Annotated in this window: 20 protein-coding genes, 1 tRNA gene and 1 riboswitch; of the genes, 4 read left to right on the top strand and 17 right to left on the bottom strand. The window is 46.2% G+C overall.

Annotated features, from left to right (window positions below; all coding sequences use genetic code 11):
* Window positions 1-11: 11 nt before the first annotated feature.
* From QZT80_RS12745 to QZT80_RS12770, 6 genes are all read right to left on the bottom strand, one after another.
* A complete protein-coding gene (locus QZT80_RS12745) occupies window positions 12-446 on the bottom strand; it encodes a hypothetical protein (RefSeq protein ID WP_295122326.1) in 435 nt (144 codons plus the stop codon).
* A gap of 532 nt (window positions 447-978) precedes the next feature.
* Window positions 979-1,179: a hypothetical protein gene (locus QZT80_RS12750; protein ID WP_295122328.1), complete on the bottom strand. Its 201-nt coding sequence runs from the start codon at window positions 1,177-1,179 to the stop codon at window positions 979-981.
* A 91-nt stretch (window positions 1,180-1,270) separates the two neighbouring features.
* Window positions 1,271-2,587, bottom strand: a complete 1,317-nt coding sequence (gene der, locus QZT80_RS12755) for a ribosome biogenesis GTPase Der (RefSeq protein WP_295122330.1) — start codon at window positions 2,585-2,587, stop codon at window positions 1,271-1,273.
* Window positions 2,588-2,616: 29 nt separating this feature from the next.
* A complete protein-coding gene (gene era, locus QZT80_RS12760; protein WP_295122332.1) occupies window positions 2,617-3,492 on the bottom strand; it encodes a GTPase Era in 876 nt (291 codons plus the stop codon).
* A 148-nt stretch (window positions 3,493-3,640) separates the two neighbouring features.
* Window positions 3,641-3,712 (bottom strand) — tRNA-Met (locus tag QZT80_RS12765).
* Window positions 3,713-5,212: 1,500 nt separating this feature from the next.
* Window positions 5,213-5,605: a single-stranded DNA-binding protein gene (locus tag QZT80_RS12770; RefSeq protein ID WP_295122334.1), complete on the bottom strand. Its 393-nt coding sequence runs from the start codon at window positions 5,603-5,605 to the stop codon at window positions 5,213-5,215.
* Between the two features lie 198 nt (window positions 5,606-5,803).
* A riboswitch (TPP riboswitch) is annotated at window positions 5,804-5,897 on the top strand.
* Between the two features lie 123 nt (window positions 5,898-6,020).
* Here QZT80_RS12770 and QZT80_RS12775 point away from each other — a divergent pair.
* On the top strand, window positions 6,021-8,381 hold the full coding sequence (locus tag QZT80_RS12775; RefSeq protein ID WP_295122335.1) for a TonB-dependent receptor: 2,361 nt from the start codon (window positions 6,021-6,023) through the stop codon (window positions 8,379-8,381).
* A 181-nt stretch (window positions 8,382-8,562) separates the two neighbouring features.
* On the opposite strand, the gene argH is transcribed toward QZT80_RS12775, so the two are convergent.
* From argH to QZT80_RS12820, 9 genes are all read right to left on the bottom strand, one after another.
* Window positions 8,563-9,894 (bottom strand): argininosuccinate lyase, encoded by a 1,332-nt coding sequence (gene argH / locus QZT80_RS12780; RefSeq protein WP_295122337.1) that lies wholly within the window; start codon window positions 9,892-9,894, stop codon window positions 8,563-8,565.
* A 22-nt stretch (window positions 9,895-9,916) separates the two neighbouring features.
* Window positions 9,917-10,984, bottom strand: coding sequence for a M20 family metallo-hydrolase (locus tag QZT80_RS12785; protein WP_295122339.1), 1,068 nt, complete (start codon window positions 10,982-10,984; stop codon window positions 9,917-9,919).
* 2 nt (window positions 10,985-10,986) lie between these two features.
* A complete protein-coding gene (argB, locus tag QZT80_RS12790; protein ID WP_295122341.1) occupies window positions 10,987-11,778 on the bottom strand; it encodes an acetylglutamate kinase in 792 nt (263 codons plus the stop codon).
* A 5-nt stretch (window positions 11,779-11,783) separates the two neighbouring features.
* A complete protein-coding gene (locus tag QZT80_RS12795) occupies window positions 11,784-12,740 on the bottom strand; it encodes an N-acetylornithine carbamoyltransferase (RefSeq protein ID WP_295122343.1) in 957 nt (318 codons plus the stop codon).
* A gap of 43 nt (window positions 12,741-12,783) precedes the next feature.
* Window positions 12,784-13,908 carry an aminotransferase class III-fold pyridoxal phosphate-dependent enzyme gene (locus tag QZT80_RS12800; protein ID WP_295122345.1) on the bottom strand — a complete coding sequence of 375 codons (1,125 nt, stop codon included), beginning with the start codon at window positions 13,906-13,908 and terminating at the stop codon, window positions 12,784-12,786.
* Between the two features lie 34 nt (window positions 13,909-13,942).
* The gene (gene argC / locus QZT80_RS12805; protein ID WP_295122347.1) at window positions 13,943-14,932 is read right to left on the bottom strand and encodes an N-acetyl-gamma-glutamyl-phosphate reductase; all 990 of its coding nucleotides are present in this window, start codon (window positions 14,930-14,932) and stop codon (window positions 13,943-13,945) included.
* 27 nt (window positions 14,933-14,959) lie between these two features.
* On the bottom strand, window positions 14,960-16,162 hold the full coding sequence (gene argG, locus QZT80_RS12810; RefSeq protein ID WP_295122349.1) for an argininosuccinate synthase: 1,203 nt from the start codon (window positions 16,160-16,162) through the stop codon (window positions 14,960-14,962).
* 40 nt (window positions 16,163-16,202) lie between these two features.
* The gene (locus QZT80_RS12815) at window positions 16,203-16,982 is read right to left on the bottom strand and encodes a GNAT family N-acetyltransferase (RefSeq protein ID WP_295122350.1); all 780 of its coding nucleotides are present in this window, start codon (window positions 16,980-16,982) and stop codon (window positions 16,203-16,205) included.
* 448 nt (window positions 16,983-17,430) lie between these two features.
* Window positions 17,431-19,491 (bottom strand): alpha-L-fucosidase, encoded by a 2,061-nt coding sequence (locus QZT80_RS12820; RefSeq protein ID WP_295122352.1) that lies wholly within the window; start codon window positions 19,489-19,491, stop codon window positions 17,431-17,433.
* A gap of 257 nt (window positions 19,492-19,748) precedes the next feature.
* Between QZT80_RS12820 and QZT80_RS12825 the strand changes: the two genes are divergently transcribed.
* Complete coding sequence (locus tag QZT80_RS12825; RefSeq protein WP_295122354.1) at window positions 19,749-21,146, top strand: Gfo/Idh/MocA family oxidoreductase; 1,398 nt, start codon at window positions 19,749-19,751, stop codon at window positions 21,144-21,146.
* A 76-nt stretch (window positions 21,147-21,222) separates the two neighbouring features.
* Here QZT80_RS12825 and galK read toward each other — a convergent pair whose 3' ends face one another.
* Both galK and QZT80_RS12835 read right to left on the bottom strand, forming a co-directional pair.
* A complete protein-coding gene (galK, locus tag QZT80_RS12830; protein WP_295122356.1) occupies window positions 21,223-22,386 on the bottom strand; it encodes a galactokinase in 1,164 nt (387 codons plus the stop codon).
* Between the two features lie 448 nt (window positions 22,387-22,834).
* A complete protein-coding gene (locus QZT80_RS12835; RefSeq protein ID WP_295122358.1) occupies window positions 22,835-24,136 on the bottom strand; it encodes a sugar MFS transporter in 1,302 nt (433 codons plus the stop codon).
* Window positions 24,137-24,331: 195 nt separating this feature from the next.
* Between QZT80_RS12835 and QZT80_RS12840 the strand changes: the two genes are divergently transcribed.
* Together QZT80_RS12840 and QZT80_RS12845 are read left to right on the top strand one after the other, a co-directional pair.
* Window positions 24,332-25,765, top strand: coding sequence for an MFS transporter (locus tag QZT80_RS12840; protein ID WP_295122360.1), 1,434 nt, complete (start codon window positions 24,332-24,334; stop codon window positions 25,763-25,765).
* Window positions 25,737-26,705: an ROK family protein gene (locus QZT80_RS12845; protein WP_295122362.1), complete on the top strand. Its 969-nt coding sequence runs from the start codon at window positions 25,737-25,739 to the stop codon at window positions 26,703-26,705. The genes QZT80_RS12840 and QZT80_RS12845 overlap by 29 nt, the downstream gene beginning before the upstream one ends.

The following is a 26,705-nucleotide window of genomic DNA, read 5'->3' on the forward strand; positions in this document are numbered from 1 at the left end:
CCCTTTTTGTTTTAATAAGCTTCTTTGACTGCCACAACAGCATCTGGTTTAAGATCGTAAAAGATAATACAACCTTCGATCGCCAGGATATAGGCACCATAAATCCAGAAATTGAACGAGTCGGGCGACATATTGCCCGAGCTCACAGAGATCAGGAAGAAGGGCACATAGGCGTACACGATGCCCAACACCAACAAGATAGCCTTGATAGTGAATGGATTAGAATAGCGTGCATTGAGCCAGCGGGTAGAGAAGTACAGCAGTACCCATCCCGGAATAGAAAAAAGTGTTCCCCAGATAAAGGCCAGAGCAACAAACAGCAGTGATACTTCGCTGGTTACGTTAAGTCCTCTTAAAAGCATAAAGGCCATGTAAATCAAGGGAGTGAGTCCGAAGGCTGTAAGCCATACGTTTGTAGCGTACTCGAATGAATTGGTACGGTTCATAGGGATTCGTTTTTAGGACTGCGTCAGCAGCCAGTAGGTGTAAAATTCAGGTATACGGTCTGTTTTAAATCAATAGGTGACTGTCGCCAGTTCAAGTGCAAAGATATGGTGAAAACATAAAATATTAAAGCAGGGGCCGGCTGGGAGGGGTCAGCATTTGGTTAAGATGAGCGATAAGAAGATATCCTTCAGTTAATTATAGCAGTGTGTGATTTTCGTGTTATAGGAAGAACTGATGGTATTTTAACAAAGGTGTTGGAGCTACCCCGGAGTGTGGAAAAGAGTATGAAGAGAGCTAGGTTAGAGTGTAGAGCAGAGAGGTAAGATACCATCAAAAAACTAGCTATTGTGATATAAAAGGCTGTTTATCATCCTGTTGTTCTGACATCAGCGATGAAGATGGCGGGGTGGCGGCAAGGAATTACCACTTGGCAGGATGGATAGGGGTAAGCATTAAACAAAAATCCCCTCCGCAGGGCGAAGGGGACTAATACTTCTTGCAAGAAAGTTATCGTAAAACGATTTTTCTTGATTAGTGGTGTGCAGCAGCGCTGTCAGCAGGAGCAATAGCTGAAGAATCAGTAGCAACTGAAGAATCAGCAGGAGCAGTAACTGGAGCTTCGATTGGAGCAGCAGGAGAATCCAGTTTAGTGGTATCACCTGTAGTAGAAGCAGCATTGTTACAAGCAGCGAAAGATGCAGCTGCGAAAGCGAGTACGAATAATTTTTTCATGTGATTTTTTAAGTTTAAATCGACGCAAAGCTATTCAATTTTTTGAATATACAAACTATCAAAAAATATAATAAATAGATTTTAGCCCTATTTATTTTTTGCGGAAGAAGATCTTTACCGGAACACCTTGGAAATCAAAGTGACTTCTAATCTGGTTTTCCAGGTAATTTCTATATGGCTCCTTAATATCGTCCGGCAGGTTAGCAAAAAAGGCAAAAGCGGGCGTATAAGTCGGCAATTGTGTTACATATTTAATTTTGATAGGTGTACCACGGACTACAGGTGGCTTGTATGACTCTATCGCCTTGAGCATCACGTCGTTAAGCTTAGAAGTAGGGATTTTCTTCACCCTATTTTCAGCCACCTGCAGAGCCACTTCGATAGCCTTGAAGATACGCTGCTTTTCAGGTACAGAGGTAAAGATGATGGGCACATCCACGAATGGGGCCATCCTTTTCTTCAATTCCTTTTCATAGTCGCGGGCAGAGTTGGTTTCCTTATCATCTACCAGGTCCCACTTATTAACCAGCACTACGAGGCCTTTACCTTTACGGGCGGCCAGGCTGAAGATGCTAAGGTCCTGAGCGGTAATGCCCTTTTCGGCATCCAGTAGCAGCAGGCAAACATCAGCCTCATCCATAGCACGGATCGCGCGGATCACGGAGTAGAACTCCAGGTCTTCGTGCACTTTAGACTTACGACGGATACCAGCGGTATCGATCAGTATAAAGTCCTTCTGGAACATCTTATAGCGGGTATGAATGGTATCTCTTGTTGTACCGGCAATGTCGGATACAATGTTACGCTCCTCGCCTATCAGTGCATTAAGGAGCGATGATTTACCGACATTCGGCTGACCGATGATCGCTATTTTAGGGATTTCGCCTGTTTCTTCGGGGGCATCAAGATCGTCTGTGTAATGTGACACTACATCGTCGAGCAGTTCGCCGGTACCGCTACCGGTGATAGAAGACAGGAAGTGCGTGTGTTCAAAACCGAGGCTGTAAAACTCGGTAGCGTCCAGTTGGCGTTCTCCATTGTCTACTTTATTCACTACAACGTAAACAGGCTTGTCTGTACGACGCAGCAGGTCGGCCATGCTGGCGTCGAGGTCAGTGATGCCGGTGGTCACATCGCACATGAAGAGGATCACATTCGCCTCATTCATGGCTACTGTTACCTGCTTGCGGATCTCACGCTCAAATATATCATCACTACCGACAACGAAACCGCCGGTATCTATTACGTTAAACGTTTTGCCGTTCCAGTCTGCCACGCCATATTGCCTGTCGCGCGTAACACCGCTAAAATCGTCTACAATTGCTTTTCTTTGCTCGAGCAGACGATTAAACAGCGTAGATTTACCCACATTCGGACGTCCAACAATAGCTACAGTAAAACCAGCCATGGTATTAATTCTTTTAAATTTTCAGTTAATCAGCTAAATCCGTATTCTTTCAAATACGTATCATTATCGCGCCATTTATTGCGCACTTTTACAAACAGTTCAAGGAACACTTTACGTCCGATGAATGCTTCTATATCTTTTCTGGCCTGTGTTCCCAGTTCACGGATAGATTTACCACCGGCACCGAGGATGATCGCTTTCTGCGTTTCGCGTGTAACGATGATCTCTGCGGTTATCTTGGTAAGTGTGTCCTTTTCCTGGAACTGTGTAACGACCACGGTTGTGTGATAAGGGATTTCCTCATCATACAGATAAAATATTTTTTCACGCACCATTTCCGCTACGAAGAAGCGGGTGGAACGGTCTGTCAGTGTATCTTCCGGATAAAACGGTTCGCTTTCGGGCAGGAAAGAAACGATCGCTTCTTTCAAGTCCTTCAGGTTCTTTTTCTGCATAGCAGAGATGAACAGGATCGTTTTAGCTTTGCCCCATGCCTTGCATTTTTCGTGCAATGCTTCAATCTCTTCCTTGCTCAATACATCCATTTTGTTGATCACCAGGATAAGGGATGGCGCTTTGAGTTTAAGTTCAGCGAACATCTCCAGGCTTTCGTCCACGTTATCACGTGGGTCGATCATGAGCAGGGCAACATCTGCATCTTCGAGCGCCGACTTTACCGCTCCCATCATACGTTCGTGGAGTTTGTATTTAGGATCGATGATGCCAGGGGTATCTGAGAACACGATCTGGTAGCCAGGCTCGGTAACAACGGCTGTGATGCGGTGCCTGGTGGTTTGCACCTTTGGCGACACAATAGCCAGCTTTTCGCCCAGCAAAGCGTTCAGCAGGGTACTCTTACCTGCATTAGGCTTACCGAAAATGTTTACAAATCCCGCACGGTGCATGTTGGTTATTTAAGTTGATGAGTTATATGGAAAAGACGGGGATAACAACTTGTAACTCCAGCCCACAATGGATGTATTTCTTTTGCAAAGATCCTTGAATCATTCCAAATAAAAAAAGCCGAAACAAGTTCGGCTTTTTTCTCTTCTGTAGCGAGGAGAGGATTCGAACCTCTGACCTTCGGGTTATGAGCCCGACGAGCTACCTCTGCTCTACCTCGCAATGTGGATGCAAATATAGGTTGATTTTCATTGCTGCCAAATCTTTCTTTAAAAAAAACAGAACGGCATCTTTACATCATTGTCTGAAACTCTTTACTACAAAGGCTTACAGCGATCAAATATTTTTTTACAAAAACTTAATACGCATTACTTCGCTTGAATAATTGTTTCGATTATCAATGTGTAAGTGGTACAAAATCGGTGTCTGTTTAGCGAATGAAATATGAAAATATTTTTAATACAATTGATATGGGGCGTGTTGATTACTCAATGTTTTTGTTTTCTGAACAACGGTGGAATAGTTTGCCGTGAGGCCGGTAGAGATATCTTATCAAAAGGCGGATATATAACAAAAGTAAAAATGCAGCAAACACATGTTAACTAGCGAGATGGGCACAACTGCCTGATGCGATGACACAGATCTGCGGCTCAACTGTTTTTCCAATGATGAAAAAGTTGCCCGGAAATGATTCTGAAACAGAAACGAGTGACAGCACACGTTGTATCCACCCTTCGAATTAATTAGCAGAACCTACTAATAGCGTTACTACCGTTGAAGTAGTTGATCTTTTGTTTAGAATATGAAACTGAGTTGAGTGATGGCACACGTTGTATCCACCTTCTAATGAATTAGCAGAACCTACTAACAGCGTTAGTGCCGCTGAAGTAGTTGATCTTTTGTTTAGAATCTGAAACTGAGTTGAGTGATGGCACACGTTCTATCCACCTTCGAATGAATTAGCAGAACTCTACTAATATCGTTACTGCCGTTGAAGTAGTTGATCTTTTGTTTAGAATCTGAAACTGAGTTGAGTGATGGCACACGTTGTATCCACCTTCTAATGAATTAGCAGAACTCTACTAATATCGTTACTGCCGTTGAAGTAGTTGATCTTTTGTTTAGAATCTGAAACTGAGTTGAGTGATGGCACACGTTGTATCCACCTTCGAATGAATTAGCAGAACCTACTGATAGCGTTACTGCCGTTGAAGTAGTTGATCTTTTGTTTAGAATCTGAAACTGAATTGAGTGATGGCACACATTGTATGCACCTTCGAATGAATTAGCAAAACCCACCAATAACGTCACCGTCGTTGAAAGCAGTTAATCTTTAGGTTTATAATGTCGGTATATACACCGCACATAAAGATATAGGCTGAAGCTCCCAGCAGCGCTACTACCGCTGAAGTGAGTGACTGTAAGATTTACAGTACGATATATACACCGCCTGGATGGATAACTGAACGTTTGCCCAAGGTAGTTGCAGCCGCTTAAGTGAGTGACACAACGGCGGCTGAATAGAGACCAAATGCCTGTTCCCCCATCTTTCAAACTATTCAACATTCAACCATAAAGCGAAGCATCCTCATCCGGCGGTGTATACTTTATTCTTCACTTTACATAGTTGCGCTATTAGTACGTTCAACAGTACAGACGTTTTCAAAAAAGGCAACAGTAATTGAAACACGTTACCATGCTTCAATTACTGTACCGCTGATGTTAGAATGGTAAATCATCGGCTGTTTGCGGCCCATAAGCTACGGCTTGTTCTGGTTGTACCAGACCATCTCCATCACGTTTACTACCGCCAACAAGGCTTAACTTGTTTACCAATACCCTTAGCGCAGCACCGGCGCTGCCGTCCTTTGCAATGTAAGCTTCAACCCGTGGATTGCCCTCAATGTACACCTGCACACCTTGTGTGAGGTACGGACCCACGTTGGGCTGGTTCCACAGCGCACAATCGGCCCATATGGTACGCTCACAAGGTTTACCAAGTGCATCTTTAAAGCGCTCGTTATAAGCAACACTAAAGTTAAGTACACTTTTACCACTTACTTCTTTTAAAACGGCATTTTGGCCCAAATGCCCAATCATCTGAAATTTGATCATTGGATATGATATTAAAGGTTAACGAATAAAAAAATCTGGGCTTCTTTTTGTGCGGGGGAATATGAAGTTAAGTAATTCTCAGAAGCCGCAAAATATTTTTTCCGTTTTTTTATTTATCCAGTGCTACCTTTGCATTGGAAACCGGTTGTAGACACAATCAGCCGGCAAGGCAGCAAACCAATTTAATTTACGGCTGCCGGTTTCACCTCGGGGTGCCTTACTATCAGGCTGAGATCAGACCCGTTGAACCTGGACCAGGTAATGCTGGTTAGGAAAGGCAGGGAAAAGTTTTCCTTACCTGTTATGTTTTTGATAGTTGCCATGTACCGGATGTACATGCTTCGTGTATTTGCTGTTCGCCTTTGTGCGACTGCATTACATGCTATTTATTAAATTGATTAAACAGGAAATAAAGATGAAAAAACTCATGCTCCTGGCGCTGCTGTTTATTACAGTCGCCGCACAGGCACAGGTGGTGGTGAATGGCACTATTACCGATAAAAACTCCGGCAGACCTATTGAAGGTGCTACCGTGAGCATTCTTTCCAATGGCGCTCATACCGACAATAAAGGTCATTATCGTATTACACTCCGCGAAGCGGGTAACTATACTGTACTGGCCAGTTTTCTAGGCTACAAATCCTATAAGGCCTCAGCAACCCTCAGCGCCGGCAATAACACGCTTGACATAACTATCGAAGAAACAGGGCTGTTCGTGAAACCAGTGGAAATCAGCAGTCTGCGTGCAGGCGCCAAAGCGCCTTTCACCAAATCGACGTTGAACGCGGAAGACATCCGCCAGCAGAACCTTGGACAGGATTTACCGCTGTTACTGAACCAATTACCAGGCGTAGTAACGAACTCTGATGCTGGCGCCGGCATTGGTTATACTAACTTCCGTGTACGTGGCTCGGACATCACACGTGTAAATGTTACTGTAAACGGCATTCCTATTAACGACGCGGAATCGCAGGGTACTTTCTTCGTAAACATGCCCGACTTTGCATCGTCTGTAAACAGCATACAGCTGCAGCGCGGTGTTGGTACATCTACTAATGGTGCAGGTGCTTTTGGCGCTTCGCTCAACCTGAGTACCAATACTTTCAATGATAAGGCATATGGTGAAGTAGATAATAGTTTCGGCTCGTTCAACAGTTGGAAACATACGGTCAAAGCGGGTTCAGGATTGATTAACGATCACTTTACCATCGATGCCCGCCTCTCTAAAATTACTTCTGATGGCTACATAGACCGCGCCAGTTCAGACCTGGAATCGTTTTATACTTCGGCCGCTTACATCGATAAGAAAACTGCGATCCGCCTGAACGTATTCGGTGGTAAGGAAAAAACTTACCAGGCATGGAATGGGGTGGATTTTGCTACACTTGATACCAATCGCACTTATAACTCAAGTGGCACTGCAAAACCAGGCAAACCATACGACAATGAAACGGACAACTATCAGCAAACGCATTATCAACTGTTTCTCAACCAGTCGATCACCAGTAATTTGAACTTCAACGTAGCCCTGCACCTTACACGTGGCAAGGGTTATTATGAAGTTTATAACGCGGAAGAAGCTTATGGCGACTATGGTATAACACCGCCTGCCGGTCAAACGGAAACGGACATGATCCGCCAGTTGTGGCTAGATAACTACTTTTACGGTGGCGTATTTTCGATCAACCAGAACCTTAACAAGTTCGCCTGGAGCCTTGGTGGCGGTTGGAACCGCTACGACGGCGATCACTACGGAAAAATCATCTGGGCGCAAAACGGAGGTATCGATAAAGATTACAGGTGGTACGACCTTGATGCGAAAAAAACAGACTTCAACATCTACTGGAAAGGTGAATACAGCATTATAGAGAAGCTGAAAGTATTTGCAGACATGCAATACCGCCATGTGGGCTACGACATCAACGGCTTCCGAAAAAATCCGGATGTGGTGCAGAATAACAAATACGATTTCTTCAACCCGAAGGTGGGTGTTACCTATAACGTGAGCCCGAATCAATATGCGTACGCTTCGTTCGCGATCGGCAATAAAGAGCCCAACCGCGACGATTTCGAAGCGGGTGTTGCCAACACACCCAAAAAAGAAACATTGCGTAACCTGGAGGCTGGCTATGTATACGCCGGTCAGCACGCAGGCATACAGGCTAACGTGTATTACATGAACTACAAAGACCAACTGGTGCTTACCGGCAAGGTGAATGACGTAGGCGCTTACACCCGCAGCAATATTCCTGAAAGCTATCGCCTCGGCCTGGAGTTGCAAGGTAATGTTGACCTTGGCAACTACTTCGCACTGGCAGCAAACGTTGCCTTAAGCCGTAATAAAATCAAAGATTTTTCTGAGTACCTCGACGACTACGATAACGGCGGACAAAAGATAGAAGCACATGGCGAAACGGACATTTCGTTCTCCCCTGCCCTCACCGGCGGTTATACGTTCACGATTAAACCGCTTAAAAGCCTCCATTTAGACCTTTTAGGCAAATATGTGAGCAGACAGTACCTCGACAACACATCGGATAAAAACAGGAGCCTGGGCGACTACTATACGCAAGACGTGCGTATCAATTACGCCGTACCACAAAAACTGTTTAAAGAGCTGGGCTTACAATTAATGTTGAATAACATCTTCGACCGCATGTATACACCGAATGGTTATACTTTCAGCTACATCGAAGGCGGCAGCACGCAGACCTTCAATTACTACCTGCCAATGGCCGGATTTAATTTCATGGCCGGCGTTCACATCAGTTTCTAACCAACGTCCTGATAAACTGAGAGCATCCACTTTATGGTGGATGCTTTTTTTATGCTAGAAAAGCATTTGCGTTACGACAGATGCTTTCAGTGTTGAGATGTTATTCCCTGAAACTATCCCCTCCTAAAACTAAAAAGCATCTGCCCCACGACAGATGCTTTTTAGCTTACTACTAATATTTTTATTTAACAAGACTGTCTACTGCTTTGTGGACACTTTCGAAATTAAAATCGCCGAGTACTTTATCCATCATCCCCTTAATCTGTGCGGTGCAAAGGTTGCCAATGCTGCCTTCGTGCGTATGATTCACTTTTGTATCGGTAGTAAAAGTTCCGTTTTCGATATCGTACCCAACTTTTTTGTAGGCTTCGCGGAACGGGGTGCCTTCGAGTACGAGGTTGTTCACCACTTCCACACTAAAAAGATATTTGTACTTCTCATCTTCAAGGATACCATCTTTCACCTTCACATTTTCGATCATCAGTTTCGCCATGTGAATGCAGGCAGTAAGCTGACCGAATGCAGGAAACAGGTTTTCTTTTAATAGCTGTAAATCACGGTGATAGCCTGAAGGAAGGTTCACCGTCATCATGGCAATTTCATTTGGCAGGGCCTGAAGTTTGTTGCAATGCGAACGGATCAGCTCCCAAACATCCGGGTTCTTTTTATGAGGCATGATGCTGGAACCGGTAGTTAGTTCATCCGGGAAACTGATGAAGCCGAAGTTCTGGTTCATGAACAGGCACGCGTCCATCGCCATTTTAGAAAGTGTGGCAGCAATACCGGAAAGCGCAAATGCTACGATCTTTTCTGTTTTGCCACGGCCCATTTGCGCATACACTACGTTATAGTTTAAATCTTCAAAGCCCAGCAACTGCGTAGTCATGGTACGGTTGAGGGGGAAAGATGAACCATAACCGGCAGCAGAACCCAGAGGGTTTTTATTGACGGTTTTATAGGCACTTTGCAATACGATCAGATCGTCGACCAGGCTTTCTGCATATGCACCAAACCATAAACCGAAGGAAGATGGCATGGCGATCTGAAGATGGGTGTAACCTGGCAGCAGGTGGTTTTTATACGCTTCGCTCTGTGACTGCAACAGGTCGAACAAGGCTTTCACCTCTCCTACCAATACTTCCAGCTCATGGCGAAGAAATAGTTTCAGGTCCACTAAAACCTGGTCGTTACGGGAACGGCCACTATGTATCTTTTTACCTACTTCACCCAAACGGCGGGTGAGCAATAATTCCACCTGTGAGTGAATATCTTCTACTCCATCTTCCAGTTTAAAATCACCGTCTTGTATCTCTTTATAAATATTCTTCAGTTCCCGTTGCAATACCGCCAGTTCATCTGCCGTAAGCAGGTTAATGGATTGCAGCATGGCAATATGCGCCAGCGATCCCAGCACGTCGAAGGGCGCAAGGTAGGTGTCCATTTCCTGGTCCTTTCCTACAGTGAACTTTTCTACAGCGGCAAGGGCTGCCTTATCTTTTTGCCATAATTTCATATCGCTCGTGTTACAGCAAACGCTACGCGTTCACCATGGTCAATAATCTGATATAAGTATCGATTCCCTGGCGTATTTCGTCCAGGTAAATAAATTCGTCGGCAGTATGCGAACGGGCAGAGTCGCCGGGACCAATTTTAATAGAAGTCGCCGGTATCAGCGCCTGGTCAGAGGTGGTAGGCGATCCGTAATGTTTTTTACCGATGCTTAAACCTGCCTGCACAAAAGGATGATCTAAAGGAATAGAAGATGGGCGCATACGCATAGAGCGGGGTTTTACTTCACACTGCACGTTCTGCTTCACCGTTTCCAGTATTTCTTCTAACGTATATTTATCCGTAGCCCTCACATCCACCACGAACGAACAATCGGCGGGCACTACGTTGTGGGCTTTGTTTGAAGTTTGAATAACCGTCACGCTCATCTTCACCGGACCCAATGTTTCAGATACTTCAGGGAAACGGTAATCGCGGAACCATTCTATATCCTTCACTGCTTTGTACAATGCGTTCTCCCCTTCTTCTCTCGCCGCATGTCCGGCCTTCCCATTACTGGTACAATCCAGCACCATCAACCCTTTTTCTGCTACGGCCATATCAGTTAAAGTAGGTTCTCCTACAATGGCAAAGTCTATTGACGGCAAATCTTTTAATATGCTTTCAATTCCGTTTACACCGCTGATCTCTTCCTCGGCAGTGGCTGCCAGCACAATATTGTACCGCAAATCTTTCTCCTCATAGAAGTGCGCAAAGGCAGCGATCAGGCTTACTAAACAGCCGCCGGCATCGTTGCTGCCAAGACCGTACAATTTACCATCCACTACATCCGGAGCAAATGGATCGCGGGTATATTGCGGGTTAGGCTTTACGGTATCGTGGTGAGAATTTAGGAGGATGGTGGGTTTGGCGGGATCAAAGTATTTGTTGAGCGCCCAAACATTATTGAGGTGTTGTTGATAAGTAACGCCCCTGTTCTCCAGGAATTGCGCAATAGCGGCAGCTGTTCCCTGTTCTTCCCTGCTAATGGAAGGAATGGAGATCAGCTGTTGTAAAAGTTGTACTGCATCGTCATAGCGTTGTTGGTCCCACATAGTCAGCGTATTAATGTACCGGCTACGGCCCCGGTGGTATTCAGCAGCACATCGTTCGCATGTCCAATCAGCACTTCATTCACTCCGCTCCCGATCGCTGAGAAAGCGTTTTCCAGCTTTGGCAAAATACCGTCCGATAAAATACCGTCTGCCAGTAACTGTGTATATATTTCCCGGTCTATCAGGTTGATAACCGCGTTGTCGTCGTTCGCATCGCGCAGCACCCCTTTCTTCTCAAAGCAATAAATCAGTCGCACCGTAAAGTGAGCTGATAAAGCTATAGCGAGCGAAGAAGCGATAGTGTCTGCATTTGTATTCAGTATCTGCCCTCTACTATCATGTGTAAGGGGAGAAAAAACCGGGGTGAGACCAGCAGCCAGTATGGCTTTAAGCGGTTGTACGTTCAGCTGTGCAGCATCCACATCTCCCACAAAACCATAATCAATCGTTTTTACCGGGCGTTTTACAGCAGGAATAATATTAGCGTCTGCACCGGTTAAACCGATCGCATTACAGCCATTAGCCTGCAGTTTGGCTACCACCTGCTTGTTCACCAATCCACCGTACACCATTGTCACTACATCAATGGTATCTGCATCGGTAATGCGGCGACCGTCAACGTATTTAGACTCGATGCCCAGTTTGTCGCCAATGCGGGTGGCTATTTTACCGCCACCATGTATCAGCACCTTATGGCCCTTTATATTCGCAAAGTCGGCCAGGAACCGGTCCAGTAAGGCGGGATTGTCTATAACATTCCCGCCTACTTTAATCACATACAGTGCATCCGCCATAAATACTATTTTCCGTTCTTAAGGATTTCGCTTAATACAGCCTGTGCTGCCCATACACGGTTGCCCGCTTCCGGAATTACGATGGAATTAGGCCCGTCGAGCACCTCGTCCGCAATTACTACGTTACGCCTAACAGGTAAACAGTGCATAATTTTCGCACTGTTTGTATTTTTCAGGCTGTCGTTCGTTACCATCCAGGCTGGGTCGGAGTTGATGATCTTACCATATTCCTGGTAAGATGACCAGTTTTTCACGTATACGAAATCAGCGCCTTCAAGTGCCTTTTCCTGGTTGTACTCAATTCTAGCGTTGCCGCTGAATTTCGGGTCCAGTTCATAACCTTCGGGATGCGCGATCGTGAAATCAACCTCGCCCCAGGCGTTCATCCACTGTGCAAAGCTGTTGGGCACCGCCTGCGGAAGGGCCTTTACATGCGGCGCCCAGGTCATTACCACCTTAGGTTTGCGCGCTTCGCTCCAGCGTTCTTTAATCGTGATCACATCGGTAAGGCTCTGCAAAGGATGCAGTGTAGCGCTTTCGAGGCTCACGACCGGAACACCGGCGTATTTAATGAACTGGTTGATGTATTTTTCGGAATAGTCTTCCTGTTTATCTTTTAAACCCGGAAAAGTACGGATGGCCATGATATCGAAATACTGTCCCATCACTGCCGCGGCCTCTTTCACATGTTCTGAAGTACTGCCGTTCATGACAACGCCATCGTTCATTTCCAGCTGCCAGCCCTCTTTATCGATGTTAAATACTACTACTTCCATGCCCAGGTTTCGCGCTGCTACCTGGGTACTAAGGCGGGTACGTAAACTGGGATTCAGAAATATCATCCCCAACGTTTTGTTTTCACCCAAACCTCTATCCTTGTGTGGATTCTTCTTGTAATCCAGGGCTATGTCCACTATCCGCGGGACACCCGGTACATCTTCAACTGAAATGAATTGTTTCATGCTGATGGTAATGTTAAGGCCTTTCGGCCTGCGCGTTTGATAATTATACTAATTCCTGTTTCAATGCGGACAAAAACTGGTCTGCATGTTCCTGTGTAAGGGCCAGTGATGGCAGCAACCTGATTACATTAGGTTTTGCTTCACCGGTGAATATTTTGTGTTTCGCTAACAGGTTCTTCTTAACATTCGAAAGCTCCTCCGGCAAATCGATGCCTATCATCAATCCCCTGCCCCTTACTTCTTTTATTTTAGGCAACCCTTTCAGTTCATTGATAAGATAGTTACCTATCTTTTCCGCATTAGCGATCAGCTGCTCCTGCTCTATTACTTCGAGCACGGCCAATGCTGCGGCACAGGCCAGGTGGTTACCACCAAAAGTAGTGCCCAGCATACCATAAGAAGCCTGGAATTTAGGCGAAATGCTGATGGCACCTATCGGGAAACCGTTGCCCATACCTTTTGCCATGGTATAGATGTCGGCATTAATACCCGCGAAGTCGTGAGAATAAAACTTACCGCTCCTGCCATAACCACACTGCACAGAATCTGCAATGAAAGCTGCATTGTGTTCATCGCAAAGTGTCCGTATCTTCTGAAGAAAACTATCGCTGGCCACGTTAATGCCGCCAACACCCTGTATGCCTTCTATAATTACAGAAGATACTTCGTATTGTTTAAAAGCTGCTTCCAGTGCCACCTGATCTTCCCATGGAAGGAACACCACGTTATCGGTTTCGTTCACCGGCGCAACGATCTTCGGATTGTCCGTAGCCGCTACTGCCAGCGAAGTTCTGCCATGGAAAGCTTTCTTAAAAGCAATGATCTTCTTTTTCCCGTTATGGAAAGATGCGAGTTTAAGTGCATTCTCATTCGCTTCTGCACCAGAGTTGCAGAGGAACAGCTGGTAATCGGCTTTACCGGATACCTTGCCCAGTTTTTCGGCCAGCTCCTGCTGTAATGGAATTTTTACGGAGTTGGAATAAAAGCCAACTTTATTCAGTTGGTCGGTGAGCCTTTTCACATAGTGAGGATGTGTGTGGCCGATGGAAATTACGGCATGACCGCCGTACATATCGAGGTATTGCTGGCCTTTGTCGTCCCAAACGTTGGAGCCAAAAGCTTTATCAATATTTATATCATTAATCGGATAAACGTCAAACAGTTTCATTGTGCTGGTAGATTACCGGTTTGCACCGGCTGATTTAAAATACGATTGATTTCAGTTTCAATCCTGCTGTTTCCTCAAAACCGAACATCAGGTTCATGTTTTGCACCGCCTGTCCGGACGCGCCTTTCAGTAGATTGTCCTCGATCGAATGGATCACAAGTTTATTACCTGTTTTTTCCAGTTGTATGAGTACTTTATTGGTGTTCACAACCTGTTTCAGATCTATCTGCTTATCGCTTACATGTGTAAATGCAGCATCAGCATAAAAATCCTTGTACAGTTTTAAGGCTTCTTCCAGTGAAAGATCGCAGGAAAGATAAGAGGTGATCCAGATGCCGCGCGGATAGTCGCCGCGAACAGGCACAAAATTGATCTCCCCGCCAAATGCAGGCTGCAGTGCCTGCAAGGTTCGTCGTATTTCTTTCAGGTGCTGATGGGTAAGCACTTTGTACGTAGACACGTTGTTAGCCCTCCAGGTAAAGTGCGAAGTAGATTGTAAGCTTTGCCCCGCACCTGTAGATCCTGTAATACCGGTCGTATGCACTTCATTCAGCAAACCGGCTTTTGCCAGTGGCAGCAGGCCTAACTGAATAGCGGTAGCAAAACAACCGGGATTGGCGATGTTAGCCGCCGTTTTAATAGCTTCCCTGTTGGCCTCCGGCAAACCGTACACAAATTCCCTTCCCGCCACGCTTTCGCCTAAACGAAAGTCCTGGCTCAGGTCGATGATTTTTGTGTGTGCTGCTATCGGTGTAGCCTCCAGGAACTTTTTAGATTCTCCGTGACCGAGGCAAAGGAAGAGTACATCCACTTCCTGCATGTCAGCCGCGAAAGTAAGTTCAGTTTCGCCCAGTAAATCGGCATGCACTGCGTACAGCGGATTGCCTGCATTACTGCGGCTATGCACAAAGCTCAGCTCCATATTTGGATGGTTCAGCAATAACCGGATGGTTTCACCACCGGTATATCCCGCGCCGCCGATAATGCCGGCTTTCACTTTGTTATGTTGTGTTTGTTCTTTCATCTTTAAAAACCGGAACTTAAGTCCCGCTTATTTGCCACCTTCCAGTGATTCTTTCACCTGGTGCCAAATCATTGTTTGGTTACCGAATATTTTAGTGAAGCCCCTAACGTCTTCTCCTGTCCAACCCTGGTTCATTTCGCCATATTTGCCAAACTTAGCGCTCATCAGGTCGTAGTCAGATTTGATACCAGTTACCTGGAAGCGGTAAGGCTGCAGGGTAACGAATACATCGCCGGTTACATTTTCCTGTGAGTGCGTAAGGAACGCTTCGATGTCGCGCATCACCGGATCGAGGATCTGACCTTCGTGCATCCAGTTACCGTAGAACTGCGCCAACTGGTCTTTCCAGCTAAGCTGCCATTTAGTTAGTACGTGTTTTTCCAAAGCGTGGTGCGCTTTAATGATCACCATAGGTGCGGCGGCTTCGAAACCTACGCGGCCTTTAATACCAATGATCGTATCGCCCACATGTATATCGCGGCCCAGTGCAAACGCGCCTGCAATGTTCTGCAGGTAAGTGATCGCATCGGTAGGATGATCAAATTTTTTATCGTTGATGCCGGTGAGTTCTCCTTTTACGAAAGAGAGTTTCACTTTCTCTGCGTCAGTTTTTGTAAGCTGTGTGGGCCATGCTTCTTCTGGCAAAAAGCCGTCGGAAGTCAAGGTTTCTTTACCACCTACAGATGTGCCCCAGATGCCTTTGTTGATAGAGTACATCGCTTTATCAAAGTTCATCTGTACCCCTTTGTTCTTCAGGTAAGAAATTTCCTCTTCGCGGCTCAGTTTCAGATCGCGGATGGGAGTGATAATTTCTACCCCGGGAATCATGATATTAAAGATCATGTCGAAGCGAACCTGGTCGTTACCGGCGCCGGTGCTACCATGTGCTACGGCGGTTGCACCTGTTTCCTTTGCATATGCTGCAATGGCCAGGGCCTGGCTCATACGCTCGGCGCTAACGCTCAGCGGGTAAGTATTATTTTTAAGGATGTTACCGTATACGAGGTAACGGATCACCTTGTCGTAGTAGGACTTCACGGCATCTACCGTTTTGTGGCTTTTTACACCCAGGCTGATAGCGCGTTTCTCGATTTCCTGCAGCTCTTCCGCAGAAAAACCGCCGGTATTAACAATTACAGAATGTACTTCATAACCCTTTTCTTCCGAAAGATATTTTACGCAATATGAAGTGTCCAATCCACCGCTAAAACCCAGAACTACTTTTTTCATGGTGATCCTATGTATGTTTTTAAAAATGATGTTGAATTAATTACCAGCTAAAGAGGCTGAAGAGGAAAAAACGCTTCTTACCTACCATGGCTCCACCTTCTTTTCTTAATTTCAGGAGTATGAACCGTTTGTAACGCATCCAGCGTTCAAACAGTTTGAAGTTAGTTTTAAAACTCCGCTTTCTTCTCAGCGCTGCTGTTTCTCTTCCGTTAAGTTTTACGATCTCGGCCACTTCCGAACCTGCCAATTCCGGTTCTTTCGGCGCCTGATCTTTCTCCTTATCGGCCGGATCGTAGAGCATAGCTGTACAAAGACAGTTCTTTCGTTCTTTGGCAGTAAGAATATCGAAGTTCACACAGCTGCGGCAGCCTTTCCAGAATTCTTCGTCGTCGGTAAGCTCAGAGTAAGTAACGGGTTCGTATCCTAGTTCCGAATTGATCTTCATCACCGCCAGACCTGTAGTAAGGCCGAATATTTTCGCATCGGGGTATTTCTCCCTCGACAGTTCAAAGATTCTCTTTTTGATGGATTTAGCCACACCATGGCCTCTGAAGGCGGGGTTTACAATAAGACCGGAGTTAGCAACAAACTTTTCATGACCCCAGGCTTCGATATAGCAAAACCCAGCCCACTCGCCATTTGCGCCAAGCGCAATAACCGCCTTACCCTCGTCCATCTTCAGCTTAATGTAGTCGGGAGAACGTTTGGCAATACCTGTTCCCCTGGCCTTTGCTGAAGACTCCATCTCGTCTGTAATGGTGGTAGCATATTCGTAATCGTCAGCAGTAGCCACCCTGACGATGATATCCTGATTTTCCAATTTCTTCTAAATTGAAAACGTTAGCAATAAATGATAATAAATTTGGATAAAATCCATTGCTGGAGTGCTCCCCCTCATCAAAGGAAAGATAAGGAGGTGATAGCTAAACAGAAATGATGCCAGCTATCAAATACGAGGTCGTCGGGAAAGGTATCTAAAGACATTGTTCCCAATAGTATACAAGCCCTCTGTGAGAGAAGGATGGAAAGGTGAGATCTTATGGGACTCAAAGTTTTTCAACTTCAGTAAACGATTAAATTGTTATGAATCTTGTTGCCTTTAGTTTTAGAATAACCGCAAAGTTATAACAATATTTATTACCAAGGGCTTTTTTTTTATGTTAAAATTCGGCGCTCCTCTCAGGGCCACAGCGGGATTACATATAATAAAAAAAGAGAAAGGGTGATGATTCCCTTTCTCTTTTCTCTATTCATTTTTTGATTAATAATCATTTGGTTATGACACCCAGCTCGGCAATGCTGGTCCAATGTTGTTGCTCATAGGCGGCGCGGAGTGCCACAAGTCGGATGTATTGCGCTTTAACAGTTTTGCCAAAACGCAGCTCCTGCTTCACCGGACTGTTCACGATATTGGCAAAAGAACCCTTTGCTACAGGCTCTCCCCAGCTTTTCCCATCTTCGCTTACGTAGAAGGCATAATCTACGAAGGTGCCGCTGGCGTTCTGGTTAGTACGCGGCAGGTACGAAAAGCCTTTAAGATCAAGCACTTCGCCCAGGTTAACCTGAATTTCGTGCGGATAACCTTTTGCCCCGGGTGCCATGATCGTACTCCAAACTGTTGAAGGATCACCATCGATCGCACGCTCGGGGCCCTGGTTGCGGGCCGAGCTGTCGGCATAGTGAATGCTCCATTTCACGGGAGCCACATCAAAGTTCATCGTGATGGTATTACCTCCTTTGGCGCCGCCGCCTACAAAAGCCTTGGCCTTTACAATCCCCCCCTGCACAAATGGCACAGGAGCAGTGTATTTCGGGGATTTAACAGTTGGTTCGCTACCATCGAGCGTGTAATGCAACACGGGATCAACAGAAGGGGAACTGATCACCAGGGCGCCATTCTTATCTCTTTTAATCACCGCATCTTCCAACACTTCTGGTGCCTTAAACAATTGTATTTCATTGATAATGGCTGCTGCTTTGGCGTCGAGTATGATCACGCGCATTTTACTGGCGGTAGTCATTGGCAAACGGAGAATACGCTTGTAGCCGATAGTGGTTTCGCTGGCCAGCTCTTTATAAGCGCCAGCCTCCAGCACTTCGACCTTAAACGCTTTTACACGCTGCCCGCGCACAATATCTTCCTGTATCTGGAAACGGTTAAAGGTCACGGGCTTTTTAAAACTGAGTTCTATCACTGCATTTTGCGCTGTGGCTGCCTGCCACGAAGTTTCTTTTTTACCATCCACTACCGCTGCTACCGTTTTACCGCCAGTAGTTGCTACAGCATCTATTGCCAGGTTGGATTTAAAAGTCTGATCTAACACTCGGCGCAACTCCATCAGCCGGGTAGAATCGTTGGCGTGTATACGGCCACGACGATCTACCGGTACGTTCAGGAGCAGGTTGGCATTGCGGCCAACAGAACCATAGTAGATATCCAGCAGGTGTGATAATGTTTTCACCTTATCGTTGGTAGACGGGCTGAAGAACCATCCCGGGCGGATAGACACATCGGCCTCTCCGGGCACCCAGTCGGCACCTGTTTCCACACCTTCATTCAGATAATGCTCCAAACCACCTTTACCGGGAAACACTTCCGAGCGGTTAATAGTACTCCAGTTGGTAGCACCTGCAATGCCGTTCTCGTTACCTATCCAGCGGCAACCGGGGCCGCCATCACTAAAGATGATGGCGTTGGGATGATATTTATAAACCGTACCATTAAATAATGTCCAGTCGTACACCTGCCTTTTACCATTCGGACCTTCGCCATTGGCGCCATCAAACCATTGTTCAAACACATCGCCGTATTTGGTATGCACTTCTGTAAGCTGGTTTACAAATACCTGGTTGTAACGCTCCGTTCCATAATCAGGATGGTTACGGTCCCAGGGCGATAAGTATACACCGAACTTCAAACCATATTCTTTACAGGCGGCCGATAATTCAGCCAGTACATCTCCTTTCCCGTTTTTCCAGGCGCTTTCCCGTACGGTATGTTTACTGTATGCGCTCGGCCAAAGGCAAAAACCATCGTGGTGTTTAGCGGTAATGATAATTCCTTTCATACCCGCAGCCCTGGCTGTACGCGCCCATTGGCGCGCGTCAAGGGCAGAGGGATTAAATACTTTCGGGTCCTCATCACCATGCCCCCATTCCTTGTCCGTAAATGTATTTGGGCCAAAGTGAATGAACATATAGTATTCCATCTGCTGCCAGGCCAGTTGCGCCTTTGATGGCACAGGACCTACGTTGGCAGGAACAGACTGTGCCTGCACCGCGGTGAGTGATGAAAAAAGCAACGAAAAGAGTAGCGTGGATGTCTTCATATGAGAGAAGTATGACTTGGTCTGAACTAAAAGTAATCCCTTCATTCCTAATTTAGACCTGCTGCTGAAAATATACTCATTGTCTGCTAAAATACTATGCTAAACCGTTTGTCCCCCCGATACGAGATAGTACGCAGGTTTTTAGCACCAACTATCACATTAATGTCACAAAAAAAAGAGGAGGCTTGCATTTACGATAGGTATTTAGCTATTTTTAAACCATCTATGTTCACCGTTTATTAATCGTTACTTAATTTATGAATAAGCAACTGCATCGCAGGAACTTCCTGAAGAACTCAGTAGCAGCGGGCGTGGGCCTGTCGTTGCTGAACAACCCGGCAAAATTGTTTGCCGCGCAAAAGAAAGATAAGGTGCGTGTTGGCCTTATTGGCGTTGGCGCAAGAGGCAGCGGACACCTTGATCTTTGTTTGAAACGCAGCGACGTTGACGTTGTTGCCATCGCCGACCCGGATACGGTAAAGGCGATCCCGGAATGCCGTAAAATGATTGAGAAGGCATACGGTACCAAAAAGAAAGTAGCCGAGTACACCAAGGGACCCGAAGATTATCTGAACATGCTGAAGCGTGGCGACATCGACGCGGTGATTATTGCCACTCCATGGGAATGGCATACCCCTCAGGCCGTAGCAGCTATGAAGGCCGGCATTACCCCAGCCGTAGAAGTTTGTGGCGCCTCTGATGTGCAGGAGTGCTGGGACCTGGTAAACGCCAGCGAAGCTACCCGCATCCCTGTTTTCGCTATGGAAAACGTATGTTACCGCCGTGATGTAATGGCTGTACTGAGCATGGCCCGCCAGGGTTTGTTCGGCGAGTTGCTTCACCTGCAGGGCGGTTATCAGCACGACCTCCGCGCGGTGAAATTCAATGACGGCAAAGGCATTTACGGCGGCGGCGTTGAGTTTGGCGACAAAGCTATCTCTGAAGCTAAATGGAGAACGAATCACTCGGTTCACCGCAACGGCGACCTCTATCCTACCCACGGCCTTGGCCCTGTAGGCACCATGATCGACCTTAACCGCGGCAACCGTTTGCTGTCGCTTACTTCTGTAGCTACTAAAGCACGCGGCCTGCACAAATATATCCTCGAAGGTCCTAACGGCGGCCCTAACCACCCTAACGCAAAAGTGGAATTCAAACTGGGCGATATCGTAAGCACACTGATCAAAACCGTTAACGGTGAAACGATCATGCTTAGCCACGATACCAATCTGCCCCGTCCTTATTCCTTAAACTTCCGCGTACAGGGCACCAATGGCCTATGGATGGATGATATCGACTCTATACATATCGAAGGTAAAAGCAAACCGCATAGCTGGGAAAAAACCGGCGATCCTAAAGATGCGGAAAGCTATTTCGCCAAGTATGAACACCCACTCTGGAAACGTTATGCGAACGACGCTTCCGGCGCTGGCCATGGTGGTATGGACTGGTTTGTGATCAACTCCTTCATCGAGTCTATCAAACGCGGCGCGCCTTACCAACTGGACGTGTACGACCTAGCTACCTGGTACGCTATCACCCCGCTCAGCGAACAATCTATCGCCGAAGGTGGTTCCGTACAATACATCCCCGACTTCACCCGCGGTTTGTGGATGAACAGGAAACCGATTTTCGCTCTCGACGAACAGTACTAATTAAATACATGAATACTAAAAGCCCCGGCAACTCAATATTGCCGGGGATTTTTTTATGTTATAATTATGCTTAGGATTAATGTACCGGCTCTTCCGCAAACACGGTCACACCTGCTTCAATACTGGTTACATAAACCTCCATGGTTTCATCAAATTTCTCGCTGTACAATTTCTTCATGTTGGCTACAAAAGCATCGGCCCTGGCTGCTTTCACCAGGTTGATGGTACAACCGCCAAATCCGCCCCCCATCATACGCGCGCCCGCCACATCTGGGTTGTCACGCACCACATCTACCAGAAAATCCAGTTCGGGGCAGCTCACTTCATACAGCTTGCTCAAACCATCGTGCGAGCCGTACATCAGTTTACCAAGACCTTCAAGGTTATTGTCTTTCAGGAAAGCCGTGGCCTTTACCACGCGCTCGTTCTCTTGTGTAACGTACAGGCAGCGGTCGAATATTTTACCCGGCAGTTTATCGCGGTATTGTTCCACCTGTTCAGATGTAATATCACGAAGACTATTAATTCCCGGGATGAATTCTTTCAATATCTCTACGCCCTTTTCACATTGCTCACGACGCACATTGTACTCCGAAGAGGCCAGTGAATGGTGCACCATAGAGTTGCAAAGTACGATTTTATAAGTGTCCGAAAACTGGAAAGGGAAGTACTGGTATTCCAGACTGCGGCAGTCGAGCAGCATTACTTCATCTTTACGGCCGTGGAGGTTGGCAAACTGGTCCATGATACCACATTTCACACCTGGGAAGGTATGTTCCGCTATCTGTCCTATTTTCGCCATCTCCATTCTTTCCAAACCAAAGCCCAGCAAGGTATCCAGTGCGGCTACCAATCCACCTTCCACTGCTGCGGAAGATGACAGGCCAGCGCCAACCGGGATATCGCCATGGACCACACAATCGAAACCTTTCACGTCGTACCCACGCTGCTGCAGGTGATATACTACCCCAAGCAGGTAATTGATCCAGCCCGAAGTTGGTTTTATATTTTTAAGAGAAAAGGAAACCTTCTCGCCCGTAAACGTAGCGTATGCATTGCATGTGTCGGTACCGTTAAGGGCTACCGCATAAACGATCTTCTTATCAATCGCGGCGGGCAATACAAATCCTTCATTGTAATCCGTATGCTCCCCTATAAGATTGATCCTTCCGGGTGAAGTAACGATGAGTGGCGTTTTTCCATATAACTCGTGGAATCGCAGTTTTGCTTCGTGGATCATAAAACTCTAATAAACGTATTTTGTACACATAAAAATAGGAAAAGAGTTGAGATATTCGCTCAATCAGCCAAAAAAAATATTAGGAAGGGAATAATTTAGTTAAACTAAGCGATAATACTGCTATTGGGCCGCCGTTGTGTCACTCCCTTCAGCCATTAGACCAACACTGGGCAAGGGGCCGTGTCGTAAATCCCCCTCTCCTGCCAATCTACGTCCTGCCGTGCGCCAATCTCCGCTTTACCACACCCGCTGTTCAGTCTTTCCCTTCTGTCCGGTATACCACAAATCCCGGGCTAGATATCCGGTAAATAGCAAACTGGTGTATAAAAGGCATCCGGATGGTTCAGTGATGGTTGGGTGATGGTTCAGTGATGGTTGGGTAATGGCTAAAAAAGGCCGTACGGAGCGTCCGTACGGCCTTTTGAAAAGCTTTAACAAGGTAATTACGTTATGCCATGGCCAATTTTGGCAGGCCCTTTTTGTGCCCCGCTACAGCGAAGTACAATATATAAAGATAGCAGGGGATCATAATTGCATAAGGCATCTGCAGGTTATGCGTAGCATCCGCAATGGCGCCATACACCAGCGGCACCAGGGCGCCACCTGCAATACCCATGATCAGTAAGGCCGAGCCCAGTTTCGTAAAACGCCCAAGTTTATTAATTGCCAATGGCCAAATGCCAGGCCACATCAGCGAATGGGCAAAGCTCAGCAAAATCACGAACACGATAGAAGTCATACCTGTAGTAACCAGGGCGCCGATTGTAAACAAGATGCCCAATACCGCAGACATGATCAACCCGGTTTTTTGCGACATGTATTTGGGAATGGTCACAATACCTATAATATACCCTACGGTGAACCCGATCAGGCTGTAAATGCTAAAATTGTTCGCTACATCTTTAGATATGCCGTTATGCTCGCCATATAGGGTAAGAGAGTCGATGGCCAACACTTCTACACCCACATAAAGGAACAGGCAAAGCACGCCCAGCATGAGGTAAGGAATTTGAAATACAGAGGAGCGGCCGTAAAGATCGGCTTCAGCTGCTGCAGTTTTATCATCTTCTTCAGGGTTAATTTCGGGAAGATGCGCTTTACGCACCATAAAGGCCAACAGCAGCAGTACGCCGGTCATGATCGCATAAGGAACGATTACACGCGAAGCCAGCAGGTCTAACTCTGCTTCTTTAGCAGCACCGGTAAGACTTTCAATTTTTATAGACAGTTCTTTGGTATCGCTGAACAGCAATTTACCCAGCACCAGGATACCCATCATCCCAGCTATCTTATTACAGATACCCATGATGCTAATGCGTTTAGCTGCACTTTCGATAGGCCCCAGGATAGTTACATAAGGATTGGATGCCGTTTGCAGAAGTGCCAGACCAGTACCCTGAACGAACAAACCGAGCAGGAATAACGGGAAAGTACGCAATTGCGCCGCCGGTATGAAAATAAGCGAACCTACTGCCATGGTCACCAGTCCTACCGACATTCCATTTGCAAACCCGATCCTTTTCAGGATACCGGAGGATGGAATGGCCATCACAAAATAAGAAATGTAAAAGGCGAAAGTCACAAAAAATGCCTGTAATGCCGAAAGCTCACATGCTTGTCTCAGGAAGGGAATCAATACGCTGTTGAGCCAGGTAACGAAGCCGAAAATGAAGAACAAAATGCCAATAATCGCCATTGCTTGTTTGTAACCACCCTTTGGCGCAGCCATGTTAGCAGTGTTACTTGTCATAGATCCAATAAGTTATGTAATAAATAAAAGAAAATTTCATGAAGCCTCTAACTTACCTAACAAAAACGGATTTTCATAGTTATTTTAGCTAAAACGTTTTTGCTTTAACGAAATAAGGCCTTACATTTGATTTTTCCATGTTCCGTAAAAAAGTTTTTATACATTTATTTCTCAAATTTTAACATTAACAGGACTATGTCGTCGTCGCAGCAAATTAAACGGGGTACCTCTCCGTCGTTCTTTGTGCTGGTAATGGTTTTCTTCTTTTGGGGTTTCGTCGCAGCCTCAAATGACATACTGATTCCACTGTTCAAAGAAAAATTCCATTTAGAAGCCTGGCAATCACAATTAGTTGGATTTGCCTTTTACATCGCTTATTTCGTAGGCGCCATCATCTACTTCTTAGTGTCCAACGCACTTAAAACTGATCCACTTAACAAAATTGGTTATAAGAACGGTATTATTTACGGGCTTATATTTTCGGGTCTCGGCACACTTATCTTCTTCCCGGCCGCGCAGTTGCAATCTTTTGCACTGATGCTGACGGGCCTGTTCGTGGTGGCATTGGGTTTCTCGCTGCAACAAATAGCAGCCAACCCATTTGCTATTGAGCTGGGCGATCCCGCAGATGGTGCTAAACGCCTTAACCTGGCGGGTGGTATCAACAACTTCGGCGCTACCTTGGGGCCGGTGTTGGTGAGTATGGCGATATTTGGCGACATACATCCTGAAGCTGCGAAAAACGCGACCATCAACGATGTGAAAATTCCTTACCTGGTATTAGGCGCGCTTTTTATCCTGGTGGCTATCATCTTCAAATTCTCCAAACTTCCTGTTATCAAGAATGACGAGAAAGTGGAAAAAGGCCTGGGCGCATTAAAATATCCTCAGCTGGTACTTGGTATGGTCGCCATCTTCACTTACGTAGGTGTTGAAGTAACCATTGCCGCTAACCTCGGCGAATATCTGCATCAAACACAAAACCTCGACTCCGCTAATATCTCTCAGTATGTTTCCCTGTTCTGGGGCAGCATGATGATCGGTCGGTGGACAGCTGGGGCAAGCGCATTCAACCCTTCTGCACAACTGAAAAGAATTCTTACTGTAGTAATTCCTTACGTAGCATTCGGTGTTTATCTCGCTATTAACTACATGCGCGGTACCGACATCAGCGATCTTTATGTATACGCTTACTGCATCCTCGCACTGATACTTGCGTTCTTCCTGAGCCAGGATAAACCAGCGAAACAACTGTTGATCTTTGCTTCTTTCGGAATACTGGCCATGCTTATCGGCCTGTTCTCTACCGGTAAAGTTGCGCTCTTCGCGTTTATCAGCGGTGGTTTGTTCTGTTCTGTAATGTGGCCTTGTATTTTTACACTGGCAACCGCAGGTTTGGGCAAATATACCAGCCAGGGTTCTGCATTCCTCGTTATGATGATACTCGGTGGTGCTGTTATTCCTGTAGCACAGGGCAGCCTCGCAGGTGTTCCCTGGATCGGTATTCACCATTCTTACTGGTTAGCGGTACTGTGTTTCGCTTACCTCGCATTCTTCGCAATCAAAGTTAAATCCATACTAAAATCTCAAGGCATAGATTATGAGTCAGCAATTAGCGGTGGGCATTGATATTGGAGGGACCAATACTAAATTCGGCATTGTAGATCGCCGCGGTAATATTATTTCTGATGGAAGGATGCTCACCGGCGCACACCCGGAAGTATCTATGTTCATCGATGAACTTTACGAACGCCTGATGGAGCTGATTAACGCAGCAGGCGGCATGGAACATATTAAAGGTATAGGCGTAGGAGCCCCCAATGGCAACTACTACACCGGTAACATTGAATATGCACCCAACCTTCGCTGGAGCGGTGTTATTCCTTTGGCCGATTTGCTTACACAGAAGTTCGGTGTACCTACAAGGCTCACCAACGATGCTAATGCAGCGGCTATAGGTGAAATGTCTTATGGCGCTGCACGTGGCATGAAAGATATCATTATGATTACACTAGGTACTGGTGTAGGCAGCGGTATCATTGCCAATGGCCAGATGATTTACGGTCATGATGGTTTTGCGGGCGAACTGGGCCATTGCATTGTAGTACCTGGCGGCAGGCTGCACCCGGGTACGGGCATGCGCGGCTCGCTGGAGTCTTACGCATCGGCAACCGGCGTTACCAATACAGCTATCGAGTTCCTTACCGAACGTACGGAAGAAAGCGAATTGCGTAAATTTGCCAAAGAAGAGATAAATTCGAAAGTGATATTCGATGCCGCTATGGCAGGCGATCCCCTGGCACAGGAAGTGTATGCGTACACAGGCAAAATTCTCGGAGAAGCTTTAGCTAACTTCGTGATGTTCTCAAGCCCTGAAGCTATTATCCTGTTCGGCGGACTTACAAAAGCAGGAGATCTTATTATGAAACCTGTAAGGGAGCATATGGAGAAAAACCTGTTGCCTATATTCCAGAATAAAGTGAAACTGATGTTCTCTGAACTGAGAGAAAGTGACGCAGCTATTCTTGGTGCAAGCGGGCTTGCATGGGAGATACAAGATCAGAACTGA

The organism is uncultured Chitinophaga sp. (assembly GCF_902168175.1).
Classification (GTDB): domain Bacteria; phylum Bacteroidota; class Bacteroidia; order Chitinophagales; family Chitinophagaceae; genus Chitinophaga.